This is a genomic window from Stenotrophomonas sp. YJH_SMC_106-19, assembly GCF_059368375.1.
The window spans coordinates 491,684-504,840 of the sequence record NZ_JCAFRQ010000002.1; the positions used below are offsets into that span (position 1 = coordinate 491,684).

Annotated in this window: 8 protein-coding genes; 5 read left to right on the forward strand and 3 right to left on the reverse strand. The window is 66.8% G+C overall.

Translation table 11 applies throughout. The annotated features are described in order from the left end of the window. The first annotated feature begins 34 nt into the window (after nucleotides 1-34). Both AC5P5M_RS09880 and AC5P5M_RS09885 read left to right on the forward strand, forming a co-directional pair. Nucleotides 35-910, forward strand: coding sequence for a LysR family transcriptional regulator (locus AC5P5M_RS09880; RefSeq protein WP_065181327.1), 876 nt, complete (start codon nucleotides 35-37; stop codon nucleotides 908-910). A gap of 51 nt (nucleotides 911-961) precedes the next feature. Then, on the forward strand, nucleotides 962-2,842 hold the full coding sequence (locus tag AC5P5M_RS09885; protein WP_253118807.1) for an ATP-binding cassette domain-containing protein: 1,881 nt from the start codon (nucleotides 962-964) through the stop codon (nucleotides 2,840-2,842). 128 nt (nucleotides 2,843-2,970) lie between these two features. Here AC5P5M_RS09885 and AC5P5M_RS09890 read toward each other — a convergent pair whose 3' ends face one another. Continuing rightward, nucleotides 2,971-3,432, reverse strand: a complete 462-nt coding sequence (locus AC5P5M_RS09890) for a c-type cytochrome (protein ID WP_053517751.1) — start codon at nucleotides 3,430-3,432, stop codon at nucleotides 2,971-2,973. Nucleotides 3,433-3,441: 9 nt separating this feature from the next. Continuing rightward, nucleotides 3,442-3,834, reverse strand: coding sequence for a c-type cytochrome (locus AC5P5M_RS09895; RefSeq protein ID WP_053517750.1), 393 nt, complete (start codon nucleotides 3,832-3,834; stop codon nucleotides 3,442-3,444). A 205-nt stretch (nucleotides 3,835-4,039) separates the two neighbouring features. On the opposite strand from AC5P5M_RS09895, the gene AC5P5M_RS09900 reads away from it, so the two are divergent. Genes AC5P5M_RS09900 through AC5P5M_RS09910 form a run of 3 tightly spaced genes read left to right on the forward strand, consistent with a single transcriptional unit; the run spans nucleotide 4,040 to nucleotide 11,777 of the window. Beyond that, a complete protein-coding gene (locus AC5P5M_RS09900) occupies nucleotides 4,040-5,185 on the forward strand; it encodes an efflux RND transporter periplasmic adaptor subunit (protein WP_053517749.1) in 1,146 nt (381 codons plus the stop codon). Between the two features lie 56 nt (nucleotides 5,186-5,241). Then, nucleotides 5,242-8,703 (forward strand): efflux RND transporter permease subunit, encoded by a 3,462-nt coding sequence (locus tag AC5P5M_RS09905; protein ID WP_495205860.1) that lies wholly within the window; start codon nucleotides 5,242-5,244, stop codon nucleotides 8,701-8,703. After that, on the forward strand, nucleotides 8,700-11,777 hold the full coding sequence (locus AC5P5M_RS09910; protein ID WP_065181330.1) for an efflux RND transporter permease subunit: 3,078 nt from the start codon (nucleotides 8,700-8,702) through the stop codon (nucleotides 11,775-11,777). The genes AC5P5M_RS09905 and AC5P5M_RS09910 overlap by 4 nt, the downstream gene beginning before the upstream one ends. Nucleotides 11,778-11,933: 156 nt before the next feature. Here the strand turns inward: AC5P5M_RS09910 and AC5P5M_RS09915 are convergent, their stop codons facing one another. Beyond that, nucleotides 11,934-13,154, reverse strand: a complete 1,221-nt coding sequence (locus AC5P5M_RS09915; RefSeq protein ID WP_053517747.1) for a TraB/GumN family protein — start codon at nucleotides 13,152-13,154, stop codon at nucleotides 11,934-11,936. Between the last annotated feature and the right edge of the window lie 3 nt (nucleotides 13,155-13,157).

The following is a 13,157-nucleotide window of genomic DNA, read 5'->3' on the forward strand; positions in this document are numbered from 1 at the left end:
TAAGTAGAATCTACCTGCTTTATAGGTAAAGGCCATGCGCCTGACTCTGCGCCAGCTACAGGTCTTCGTCGCCATTGCCGACCACGGAAGTACCTCCGCGGCCGGCCAGGCCATCGCGCTCTCGCAGTCGGCCAGCAGTGCCGCCCTGCAGGAGCTGGAGGCGCACTTCGGCACGCCCCTGTTCGACCGTGTCGGTCGCCGCTTGGTGCTGAACGGCCATGGCCGCGCGCTGCTGGAACCGGCCCGCGCGCTGCTGGTCAATGCCGTTGATCTCGAGCGCCAGCTCGCTGCCGGCGGGGACCCCGCGCAGGGGGCACCGTTGCGGCTGGTGCTGGCGGCCAGCACCACCATCGGCAACTACCTGCTGCCGGCGCGCATCGCCGACCTGTTGCGGCAGGCGCCACAGGCGGAAGTCGATCTGCGCATCGACAACAGCGCCGGCGTGGTCGCCGCCGTCCAGCGGCTGGATGTGGATGCCGGCCTGATCGAGGGGCCATGCCACGAGCGGGGTTTGCAGGTGACCGCGTGGCAGCAGGATCCGCTGGTGATCGTTGCCGCCGCCGACGCGGCGGCGCGCTGGTCGCTGGAGGATCTGCGCGCGGCGCGCTGGCTGCTGCGCGAACCCGGGTCCGGCACCCGCGAGGCCGTGGAGCAGGCGCTTCTGCCGCATCTGCGCGGCTTCGCGCAGACCCTGCAGCTGGGCAACACCGAGGCGATCAAGCAAGCCGCGATCGCCGGCCTCGGCGTGGCCTGCCTGTCACGTCACGCATTGGAGGAGCCGCTGGCACTGGGTCGCCTGCGTGTGCTGGATACACCACTACCCGCGCTGCAGCGCACGCTGTGGCTGGTGCGCCACCCTGGCAAGCAATGGTTGCCGGGTCTGCAGGCGTTGCTGGGGGAGGTGGGCTGATCGATCTCCGGGAGCAGCCCGGCCGGCGCCCCCAACCCGTACAATATCCGGATGCCTCTGATTACTCTGCAGAACGTCGACTTCAGCGTCGGCGGCCCGTTGTTGCTGGAAAAAGCCGAACTGTCGATCGAGCCGGGTGAACGCATCGCCCTGATCGGCCGCAACGGCGCCGGCAAATCCACCCTGCTCAAGCTGCTGTCCGGCGACCACAAGCCCGATGATGGCGAAGTACGCGTCCAGCAGGGCGTCCGTGTGACCCGCCTGGAACAGGAAGTGCCGCACGGCGCGGCCGGCTCGGTGTTCGACGTGGTGGCCGATGGCCTGGGTGAGCTGGGCCAGTGGCTGGCCGAGTTCCACCACCTCAGCCATGCCGACGAGTTCGACGGCGATGCGCTCGGCCGGGTGCAGGCCAAGATCGACGCGGCCAATGGCTGGGGTCTGGACCAGCGCGTGGCCGAGACACTGACCAAGCTCGACCTGGATGGCGATGCGGAGTTCGCGCGCCTGTCCGGTGGCATGAAGCGCCGCGTCCTGTTGGGCCGCGCGCTGGTCTCCAGCCCGGACCTGCTGCTGCTGGACGAGCCGACCAACCACCTGGACATCGAAGCCATCGACTGGCTGGAAGCATTCCTGAAGGGCTGGAGCGGCAGCGTGGTGTTCGTCACCCATGACCGCCGTTTCCTGCGTGCGCTGGCCACCCGCATCGTCGAGATCGATCGCGGCCAGGTCACCAGCTGGCCCGGCGACTGGGCCAACTACGAACGCCGCCGCGAAGAGCGCCTCAACGCGCAGGCGCAGGAGAACGCGCGCTTCGACAAGCTGCTGGCACAGGAAGAAGTGTGGATCCGGCAGGGCATCAAGGCGCGCCGCACCCGCGATGAAGGTCGCGTGCGCCGGCTGAAAGCGATGCGCACCGAACGGTCGCAGCGACGCGAGCTGAGCGGCAATGTCCGGATGGAAGCGGCACAGGGCGTGAGCTCCGGCAAGAAGGTCATCGACGTCAAGGACATTTCGTTCGCGTTCGGCGACCGCACCATGGTCCGCGACTTCACCACCACCATCTTGCGCGGCGACCGGATCGGCCTGATCGGCCCCAACGGCAGCGGCAAGACCACCCTGTTGAAGCTGCTGCTGGGTGAACTGCAGCCGCAGAAGGGCGAGGTCAACGCCGGCACCAACCTGCAGGTCGCCTATTTCGACCAGTATCGTGCCGTGTTGCGCGAAGACTGGAGCGCCATCGAGAACGTGGCCGAAGGCCGTGATTTCCTCGAGTTCAACGGCAAGCGCAAGCACGTGCATGCCTATCTGCAGGACTTCATGTTCACGCCCGAGCGCGCGCGCGCGCCGATCACCCGGCTGTCCGGTGGGGAGCGCAACCGCCTGCTGCTGGCCAAGCTGTTCGCGCAGCCGTCCAACCTGCTGGTGATGGACGAACCCACCAACGACCTGGACGTGGAAACGCTTGAGCTGCTGGAAGAGCTGCTTGGCGAGTACACCGGCACGCTGCTGCTGGTCAGCCACGATCGTGATTTCATCGACAACGTGGTGACGTCCACGCTGGTGATGGAGGGCGACGGCGTGATCGGCGAGTACGTTGGAGGCTATACCGACTGGCAGCGCTACGCGGCCAGTACCGCAGCGGCAGCAGTGCCCGCCGCTGCCAGGCCGGCGGCAGCGGTTGCGCCTGTGGCTGCCGCGGAACCTGCCGCGGCCAAGCGCAAGCTCAGCTACAAGGAAGCGCGCGAACTGGAGCAGCTGCCGAAGATGATCGAGAAGCTGGAAGGTGACGTCGAAGGCCTCACCTCAGCGATGAATGATCCCTCGTTCTACACCCGCAGCAGCGCCGAGGTGACGGCACACACGCAGCAGCTGGCCAAGGTGCAGGCCGAACTGGACGCCGCGTACGCGCGCTGGGAAGAGCTGGAAGGCTGATCGTTGACCGACGCTGACGGTGCGCGGTAGCGCGGGGCCATGCCCCGCGGGCGCACAGCGCGGGCTTCTGGCGTTCCGCCGGGCATGGCCCGGCGCCAGGGATGCAAGGGCGCCACGGCGCCCTGATCCTATTTGACCCCGTGCAGATCCCGCAGCTGGCTTGGCCGGCTGCCGAAGTACGCCGCCAGGTCGGCGATGTCCTGATCGCTCAGGTCCGTCGCCTGCGGCGTCATCAACGCGTGCTGGCGGTCGCCGGAACGGTAGGCCTGCAGCGCATGCGCGAGGTAATCACCGTACTGCCCACCCAGTTTCGGGTAGGTCGGATCGATCGGGGCGTTGCCGTCGGCACCATGGCAATCGATGCAGCTCTGGTTGGTGGCCTTGCCCTTCACCTTGGCCCGGGCTTCACCGGCAGCCTCACGGCCGGTGGGCAGGCCTGCCGACGATGAAGAGCCGTGCTCGCCGCTGGCATGGCCCGGATCGGCGGCGGATTTCTCGCTGTTCTCCACCTGTGACTGCGAGCAGGCCGCCAGCAGCAGGGCGACGGACAGGGCGATGGCATGACGCAGTGGATGCGCGGCTTTCGACATGGGCGGGCCTTACTTGACGGTGGACAGGTAAACAGAGAGATCGGCGATCTCCTGTTCGCTGAAACTCATCGACTGGGCCTGCATCGTCGGATGCCGGCGCTTGCCCTGGCGGTACTCGGTCAGGGCCTGGGTCAGGTACTGCTGGGTCTGGCCACCGATCTTCGGTACCCGGTAACTCGGGTAGGCGTTCTTGTAACCGGTGATGCCATGGCACCCCTGGCAGGTGTAGGCCAGCACCCGGCCATTGTCGTAATTGCCGGCAGGTGCGGCGGCGGCAGCAGCGGCGGGTGCCGGGGCTGGGGCGGGTGCTGCGGTCGTGGTAGCTGGAGCGGGCTGTGCGGCGGCCCCGAGGGGCAGGAGGACGGCCAGAGCGAGACAAGCGGCGAGCGGCTGCGGGCGCATGATGTCGTTTCCGGGGATTCGGGTCTGGTCGTTCCGGCGTGGGGTACGGAACGACCCGAGTATAGCCTCAGGTTTCATCTAGCTGAAATGGGGGTGGGCCGACCAGCGGCGTGAAGACACCATGACCTTTGGGATATGGTGTTGCCGTGAAGTGGTGCATTACTTTGCTACCACACCTGCCCACGCATCCTCCAGGGACCTGACGATGTCGCACCCAATCTTCCTGCATGGCCGCCGCAGCGGACTCTGCGCCGCCGCCCTGCTGATCTCCACCACGCTGATGCTGGGCGGTTGCGCCGCGGGCCCCAACAGCGAGGCCAAGGCCGCCGAAACCAAGGATGAGAAAAAAGTCGAGTCCGTGCCGGTCGAGGTCGCGGTGGCCAGCCGCCGCGCGGTGGCGGCCAGCTACACCGGCACCGCCGCGCTGGAGCCGCGCGCCGAGTCGCAGGTGGTTGCCAAGACCTCTGGCGTGGCGCTGGCGGTGCTGGTCGAGGAAGGCCAGCGGGTCAGCGCGGGGCAGCCGCTGGTGCGGCTCGATCCGGACCGCGCACGCCTGGCGGTTGCCCAGAGCGAGGCACAGATGCGCAAGCTCGAGAACAACTACCAGCGCGCACAGAAGCTGGTCGGCCAGCAGATGGTCAGTGCCGCCGACGTCGACCAGCTGCGCTTCGATCTGGAAAACGTGCGCGCGCAGTATCGCCTGGCCACGCTGGAGCTGTCGTACACCACGGTGGTCGCACCGATCTCCGGCGTGATCGCCTCGCGCTCGATCAAGACCGGCAACTTCGTGCAGATCAACACGCCGATCTTCCGCATCGTCGACAACTCGCGCCTGGAAGCCACGCTCAACGTTCCCGAACGCGAGCTGGCAACGCTGCGTGCCGGCCAGCCGGTGACCCTGTCGGCGGATGCACTGCCGGGCCAGAGCTTCACCGGCATCGTTGATCGCATCGCACCGGTGGTGGATTCGGGTAGCGGCACGTTCCGTGTTGTCAGTGCCTTCGACGGCACTGCCCATTCCCTGCAGCCGGGCATGTTCGGCCGGATCCGCATCGATTACGACCAGCGTGCCGACGCCCTGGTCGTGCCGCGCCTGGCGCTGCTCGACGATGGTGAGCCGGCGGTGTTCCGGGTGCGCGACGGCAAGGTCGCGCGCGTTCCGGTCAAGCTGGGTTACGCCGAGGGGCCATGGGTGGAGATCCGTGATGGCCTGGCGGCCGGAGACCAGGTGGTCACCGCAGGCAAGGTCGCGCTGCGCGACGGCACCGCCGTGCAGGTGATCGCTGATCCGAAAGCGAAGACGGCGACGGCCTCGGCCAAGCCGGCAGACAAGGCCGGGAGCCGGCAATGAGCCATCCTGACCACGACCACGGTGCTTCGCCCCACGGCGAAAGCGCCGCCGCCGGCATGCGCGGCGGCCTGGTGGAGTTCGCTACCCGCCGCCGCGTCACCATTGCCATGTGCACGGTCACCCTGCTGCTGTTCGGCCTGATTGCGCTGGGCAGTCTCAAGGTCAACCTGCTGCCGGACCTGAGCTACCCGACGCTGACGGTACGCACCGAATACACCGGTGCGGCACCGACCGAGATCGAAACCCTGATCACCCAGCCGGTGGAAGAAGCCGTGGGCGTGGTCAAGAACCTGCGCAAGCTGAAGTCGGTCTCGCGCACCGGCCAGAGCGATGTGGTGCTGGAGTTCGCCTGGGGCACCAACATGGATCAGGCCAGCCTGGAAGTGCGCGACAAGATGGAAGCGCTGAACCTGCCGCTGGAGGCGAAAGCCCCGGTGCTGCTGCGCTTCAATCCGTCCACCGAGCCGATCATGCGCCTGGTGCTGTCCAGCAAGGCGGCCCCGTCCAGCGATGCCGACGCCATCCGCGAGCTGACCATCCTACGCCGCTACGCCGACGAGGATCTGAAGAAGAAGCTGGAACCGGTCACCGGCGTGGCGGCGGTCAAGGTCGGCGGCGGCCTGGAGGACGAGATCCAGGTCGACATCGACCAGCAGAAGCTCGCGCAGCTGAATCTGCCGATCGATACCGTCATCAAGCGCCTGAAGGACGAGAACATCAACATCTCCGGCGGTCGGCTGGAAGAGGGCTCGCAGCGCTTCCTGGTGCGTACCGTCAACCAGTTCGCCGACCTGGAGGAGATCCGCAACCTGCTGGTCACCACCCAGGCGTCCAATGGCAGTGCGGCGGACTCCGCGCTGCAGCAGATGTTCAACATTGCCGCCTCCACCGGTTCCGCTGCGGCCATCGCCGCAGCCTCGGCCGCACAGAGCGCATCGTCCGGCGGTGGCTCCAGCGTGGTCGCAAATGGCGTTCCTGTCCGGTTGAAGGACGTGGCCACCGTACGCCAGGGCTACAAGGAGCGTGAAGCGATCATCCGCCTCGGCGGCAAGGAATCGGTCGAGCTGGCGATCTACAAGGAAGGCGACGCCAACACCGTCGCCACCGCCGAAGCGCTGCGCAAGCGCCTGGAGCAGATCAAGGGCACGTTCCCCGGCGATGCCGAACTGACCACCATCGAGGACCAGTCGCGCTTCATCGAGCATGCGATCAGCGACGTCAAGAAGGATGCGGTGATCGGCGGCCTGCTGGCGATCCTGATCATCTTCCTGTTCCTCCGCGATGGCTGGAGCACGTTCGTCATCAGCCTGTCGCTGCCGGTGTCGATCATCGCCACGTTCTTCTTCATGGGCCAGCTGGGTCTCAGCCTGAACGTCATGTCGCTGGGCGGCCTGGCGCTGGCGACGGGCCTGGTGGTGGACGATTCGATCGTGGTGCTGGAGAGCATCGCCAAGGCGCGCGAGCGCGGGCTGGGCATCCTGCAGGCCGCGATCGAAGGCACCCGCGAAGTGAGCATGGCGGTGGTCGCCTCCACCCTGACCACCATCGCGGTGTTCCTGCCACTGGTGTTCGTCGACGGTATCGCCGGCCAGCTGTTCCGCGACCAGGCGCTGACCGTGGCGATCGCCATCGCCATTTCGCTGCTGGTATCGATGACACTGATTCCGATGCTCAGCTCGCTGAAGGGGCGGCCGCCGCTGGCGTTCCCCGAAGAGCCCGCCAGCGAGGCGTGGCAGCCGGAGCGTCGCTGGCAGAAGCCCGTTGCAGCCGGCCGTCGTGGCTTCGTCGCTGCGGTGCGCTGGACCTTCTATGCGCTGGCCTGGCTGGTGGTGCGTGCCTGCCGCGGCGTTGCCGCCGTGATCGGTCCGGTCATGCGCAAGGCCAGCGATATCGCGATGAAGCCGTATGCGGGGGCCGAACGTGGCTACCTGCGGCTGTTGCCGAGCGCGCTGGCGCACCCCGGCAAGGTGCTGGGCCTGGCCGCGCTGGCGTTTGCAGCCACCCTGGCGCTGGTGCCGATGCTGGGCGCCGACCTCATCCCGCAGCTGGCCCAGGACCGCTTCGAGATGACCGTCAAGCTGCCGGCCGGCACGCCGTTGAAGCAGACCGATGCACTGGTCCGCGAACTGCAGCTGGCGCACGGCAAGGGCGAGGGCGTGGCCTCGCTGTACGGCGTCAGTGGCAGCGGTACCCGGCTGGACGCAAGCCCGACCGAGAGCGGTGAGAACATCGGCAAGCTGACCGTGGTGATGGAAGGCGGTGGGGATGCGCGCACCGAAGCGGCCATCACCGAGCGCCTGCGTGGCACCATGGCCGGGCACCCCGGCGCGCAGGTCGACTTCGCGCGGCCGGCACTGTTCAGCTTCTCCACCCCGCTGGAAATCGAACTGCGTGGTCAGGACATGGCCACGCTGGAGCAGGCTGGCCAGCGGCTGGCTGCCCTGCTGCGCGGCAATGCACACTACGCCGACGTGAAGTCGACGGTGGAGGAGGGCTTCCCGGAGATCCAGATCCGCTTCGACCAGGAGCGCGCCGGTGCGCTGGGCCTGACCACCCGCCAGATCGCCGACGTCGTGGTGAAGAAGGTGCGCGGCGATGTGGCCACCCGCTACAGCTTCCGCGACCGCAAGATCGACGTGCTGGTACGGGCACAGGAAGGCGACCGGGCCAGCGTGGAGAGCATCCGCCGCTTGATCGTCAACCCGGGCAGTACCCGTCCGGTCACCCTGGACGCCGTGGCCGACGTGGTGGCCACCACCGGTCCGAGCGAGATCCACCGTGCCGATCAGACCCGCGTCGCGGTGGTCTCGGCCAACCTGCGTGACATCGATCTGGGCGCGGCCATGCGCGAAGTGCAGCAGATGGTCGCCGAACAGCCGCTTGGTGCGGGCGTCGGCCTGCATATCGGTGGCCAGGGCGAGGAGCTGGCGCAGGCGGCAACGTCGCTGATCTTCGCCTTCGGACTGGCGATCTTCCTGGTCTACCTGGTGATGGCGTCGCAGTTCGAATCGCTGCTGCATCCGTTCGTGATCCTGTTCACCATCCCGCTGGCGCTGGTCGGCGCGATCCTGGCGCTGATGCTGACCGGCAAGCCGATCTCGGTGGTGGTGTTCATCGGCCTGATCCTGCTGGTGGGACTGGTCACCAAGAACGCGATCATCCTGATCGACAAGGTCAATCAGCTGCGCGAGGCCGGTGTGGCCAAGCACGAGGCGCTGGTGGAAGGCGCGCGCTCGCGCCTGCGTCCGATCATCATGACCACCCTGTGCACGCTGTTCGGCTTCCTGCCACTGGCGGTGGCGATGGGCGAGGGCGCTGAAGTACGTGCGCCGATGGCGATCACCGTGATCGGCGGCCTGCTGGTCTCCACCCTGCTGACCCTGCTGGTGATCCCGGTGGTCTACGACCTGATGGATCGCCGCGGCGACGCTTACTACCGCGAACGCGGCCGCAAGCACGCCGGCGACGGACTGCGAATCCCAGAAGGTGGCCGCGTCGGCGGCGAGGAGCCGGCATGAGTGTCGCCGAGTTCTCCATCCGCCGTCCGGTCACCACCATCATGTGCTTCGTATCGCTGGTGGTGATCGGCCTGATCGCTTCATTCCGGCTGCCACTGGAGGCTCTGCCGGACATCTCCGCGCCGTTCCTGTTCGTGCAGATTCCGTACACGGGCTCGACACCGGAAGAAGTGGAGCGGACCATCATCCGGCCGGTGGAAGAGTCATTGGCAACGATGACCGGGATCAAGCGCATGCGCTCCTCGGCCACGTCCGAAGCGGCGCTGATCTTCATCGAGTTCAGCGACTGGGACCGTGACATCGCCATCGCCGCTTCCGACGCGCGCGAACGTATCGATGCGATCCGCAGCGACCTGCCTGACGACCTGCAGCGCTACAACGTGTTCAAGTGGTCCAGCAGCGACCAGCCGGTGCTGAAGGTGCGCCTGGCCAGCACCACCGACCTGACGACCGCCTATGACATGCTCGACCGCGAGTTCAAGCGGCGCATCGAGCGCATTCCGGGCGTTGCGCGCGTGGACATCACCGGTGCACCGCCGAATGAAGTCGAGATCGCGATCGATCCCAACCGGCTCAACGCGCACGGGCTGAGCATCAACGAGCTGAGCGAACGGTTGCGCACGCTGAACTTTTCGATCTCGGCCGGGCAGATCGATGACAACGGCCAGCGTGTGCGCGTGCAACCGGTCGGCGAGATCACCGACCTGCAGGAACTGCGCGACCTGGTGATCAACGCCAAGGGCCTGCGGCTGGGTGACATCGCCGATGTGCGGCTGAAGCCGGCGCGGATGAATTATGGCCGCCGCCTGGATGGCAACCCGGCAGTGGGCCTGGACATCTTCAAGGAGCGCAGCGCCAATCTGGTCGACGTCTCGCGCGCGGCGCTGGCCGAAGTCGAAGCGATCCGCGCACAGGCCTCGATGCGCGATGTGCAGATCAAGGTCATCGACAACCAGGGCAAGGCGGTGACCTCCTCGCTGCTGGAGCTGGCCGAAGCCGGTGCGGTGGGCCTGATCCTGTCGGTGACGGTGCTGTTCTTCTTCCTGCGCCACTGGCCGTCCACGCTGATGGTGACGCTGGCCATCCCGATCTGCTTCACCATCACCCTGGGCTTCATGTACTTCGTCGGGGTGACGCTGAACATCCTGACCATGATGGGCCTGCTGCTGGCGGTGGGCATGCTGGTGGACAACGCCGTGGTGGTGGTGGAGAGCATCTACCAGGAGCGCGAGCGCATGCCGGGACAGCCACGGCTGGCCTCGATCATCGGCACCCGCAACGTCGCCATCGCGCTCAGCGCTGGCACCCTGTGCCATTGCATCGTGTTCGTGCCGAACCTGTTCGGCGAGACCAACAACATCAGCATCTTCATGGCACAGATCGCGATCACCATTTCGGTATCGCTGCTGGCGTCCTGGCTGGTGGCGGTCAGCCTGATTCCGATGCTGTCTGCGCGCATGGCCACGCCCAAGCTCGTGCACTCGCAGACCGGCCTGATCGCGCGCCTGCAGCGGCGCTACGCGCAGGTGCTGGACTGGTCGCTGCACCATCGTGGCTGGAGCCTGCTGGGCATCGTGCTGGTGGTGGCCGTCAGCCTGGTGCCGATGAAACTGACCAAGGTGGACATGTTCGGTGGTGAAGGTGGCAAGGACATCTTCATCGGCTACATGTGGAAGGGTGCCTACACCTACCGGCAGATGTCCGAGGAAGTGGCTCGGGTGGAGAACTGGATCGACGAGAACCGTGAGCGCCTGCACGTCAAGCAGGTGTACTCCTGGTACAGCGAGCAGGAAGGCAGCTCGACGGTCGTCACCCTGGACGAGAAGTACGCCAAGGACATCAAGTCACTGCAGGAGGAGCTGCGCAAGGGCCTGCCGAAGTCCGCGCGTACCGACTACTTCGTCGGCAACCAGGGCGGTGATGGTGGTGGCGGCAACCAGGGCGTGCAGGTGCAGTTGATCGGGGATTCCAGCAGCATGCTGCAGGAAATCGGCCAGGAAGTGCTGCCCCTGCTGGCCCAGCGTGCGGAGCTGCGCGACGTGCGCATCGACAATGGCGAGAAGGGCGGTGAACTCAAGGTGCGCGTCGATCGCGAGCGTGCCGCCGCCTTCGGCTTCAACGCCGAGCAGGTGGCCAGCTTTGTCGGCTTGGCATTGCGCGGTGCACCGATGCGTGAGTTCCGGCGAGGCGACAACGAGGTGCCGGTCTGGGTGCGCTTCGCCGGAGCCGAGCAGAGCAGTCCGGAGGACCTGGCCGGCTTCAGCGTGCGTACCGGCGACGGCCGCAGCGTGCCGCTGCTGAGTCTGGTCAGCGTCGATGTCGGTTCGTCCGCCACCCAGATCGGCCGCACCAACCGGCAGACCACGCTGACGATCAAGGCCAACCTGGCCGAGAAGATCACCGCACCGGACGGACGCAAGGCGATCGAGGCCGTACTCAAGCCGATGAGCTTCCCGGCCGGCTATGGCTACACCTTCGATGGCGGCGACTATGGCAACGATGACGAGGCGATGCAGCAGATGGTGTTCAACCTGCTCATTGCGCTGGTGATGATCTACGTGGTGATGGCGGCGGTGTTCGAATCGCTGCTGTTCCCGGCGGCGATCATGAGCGGCGTGCTGTTCTCGATCTTCGGCGTGTTCTGGCTGTTCTGGATCACCGGCACCTCGTTCGGAATCATGTCCTTCATCGGCATCCTGGTGCTGATGGGCGTGGTGGTGAACAACGGCATCGTGATGATCGAGCACATCAACAACCTCCGGCGCAGCGGCATGGGGCGTACCCAGGCGCTGGTGGAGGGCTCACGCGAGCGGCTGCGCCCGATCATGATGACCATGGGGACGGCGATCCTGGCGATGGTGCCGATTTCGCTGACCAACACGCAGATGTTCGGCGACGGCCCGGAGTACGCGCCGATGGCCCGAGCCATCGCCGGTGGACTGGCGTTCTCGACCGTGGTCAGCCTGCTGTTCCTGCCGACGATCTACGCGGTGCTGGACGACCTGCGCAATGCCGTGACGCGGCTGATCCGCCGCGCGCGCGGCCTGGAAAAGGTGGCGGCAACGGCCGCCTAGCGTCGAGCTTGCCCGACTACGGGGAACGACAACGTGTTGTGGTGTGGGGAGGCCGGTCGTAGTGGGGCGGCCTCCCTTTTTTTTCGCCGGGCATGGCCCGGCGCTACCATCACCGCCACACGGTATCGCCGGGCCATGCCCGGCGGGGCGTTGCAATCAACCTGCGACCTTGCCCCACACCTGGAAGCCGGTCAGCCACAGGCCGAGCATGCTGCCGAGATTGGTCAGCATGAACGTCAGCACCACGCGGGTGACCCGATTGCGGTACCAGCCCTTCAACGACTGTGCATCGTCGCGCAGCTGCAGGAAATCCTGGTACGCCGGCTTGCGCAGGCGTGCCTCGACCAGCGCCGAGAACGCGCCGGTGGGAATGCTGAGCCGGAACGGCTTGAACGGGGCGACCACGATCGCCGTGAGAATGCTCAGCGGGTGACTGCCGGCCAGCAGACAGCCGAGGCCGGCCAGGCCGCCGGTGTACATCGCCCACGTGGCCAGCAGTTCGGTGCCCACGCCCAGGCCTCCGCGGTAGAAGCCGACGGCGATGCCGGTGATGACGATGGCAAGGATGCCCAGCGTGAACCACGGGATGTTGCGCTTCTTCGGCACGGCTTCGAGTTCGGCGCGCAACGGTGCCGGTGCATCGGTATCCGTTTCGAGGTATCGCGCCAGGCCTGCCAGATGGCCGGCGCCGACCACCGCCAGCACTTCGCGCTGCCGCGGGTCGTGTTCTTCGCGCAGGCGCGTGGCCATGTAGCGGTCGCGCTCGCCGATGATGGTTTCGTACAGCGCGGGATTCTCGGTCGCGAACTCGCCGAAGCTCGACTCCAGCATGTCGCCCTGCTTGAGCTTCTCGATTTCGTTTTCGCCCACCTCTTCCGATGAGAACAGGCCGGCGCCCAGGCCCGCAACCAGCTTCAGCTTGCCGAAGAAGCCCAGCCGCTGCGAGGCGCGGCGGAAGGTCAGGCCCACCTCGCGGTCGATCAGGTGGACGGGCAGGCCGCGCTCACGCCCCAGTTCGACGGCGCGCTTCAGTTCCGCACCCGGCTCGATGCCGAGCTGTTCGGCCAGACGACGCTGGTAGGCGGAAAGCGCCAGGTTGGCGGCGAACAGGGCAACGCGACCCTTGCGGATCACCTCGACCAGGTCCAGCTTGGCCAACGTGTCCGGATCGCTCAGGGCCTGCAGGCGCTGGGGGTCCAGTTCGACCGCGACGGCATCGAAGCGGCCGCTGTTGATTGCTTTCTCCACCGCCTCGACGCTGGCGTGGGAAACGTGGGCGGTGCCCAGCAGGGTGTAGCGCACGCCGTCGCGTTCAACGACGCGCACCGGCTGGCCGGCGAACAGATCGTCGCCGGTCTCGGGAAGGATTTCGGTCATGGA

What these genes read in the sequence shown, in the direction of transcription:
- AC5P5M_RS09890 (WP_053517751.1), bottom strand. Translation starts at nt 3,432, where the DNA reads ATGTCGAAAGCCGCGCATCCACTGCGTCATGCCATCGCCCTGTCCGTC.
- AC5P5M_RS09885 (WP_253118807.1), top strand. Translation starts at nt 962, where the DNA reads ATGCCTCTGATTACTCTGCAGAACGTCGACTTCAGCGTCGGCGGCCCG.
- AC5P5M_RS09880 (WP_065181327.1), top strand. Translation starts at nt 35, where the DNA reads ATGCGCCTGACTCTGCGCCAGCTACAGGTCTTCGTCGCCATTGCCGAC.
- AC5P5M_RS09900 (WP_053517749.1), top strand. Translation starts at nt 4,040, where the DNA reads ATGTCGCACCCAATCTTCCTGCATGGCCGCCGCAGCGGACTCTGCGCC.
- AC5P5M_RS09910 (WP_065181330.1), top strand. Translation starts at nt 8,700, where the DNA reads ATGAGTGTCGCCGAGTTCTCCATCCGCCGTCCGGTCACCACCATCATG.
- AC5P5M_RS09895 (WP_053517750.1), bottom strand. Translation starts at nt 3,834, where the DNA reads ATGCGCCCGCAGCCGCTCGCCGCTTGTCTCGCTCTGGCCGTCCTCCTG.
- AC5P5M_RS09915 (WP_053517747.1), bottom strand. Translation starts at nt 13,154, where the DNA reads ATGACCGAAATCCTTCCCGAGACCGGCGACGATCTGTTCGCCGGCCAG.
- AC5P5M_RS09905 (WP_495205860.1), top strand. Translation starts at nt 5,242, where the DNA reads ATGCGCGGCGGCCTGGTGGAGTTCGCTACCCGCCGCCGCGTCACCATT.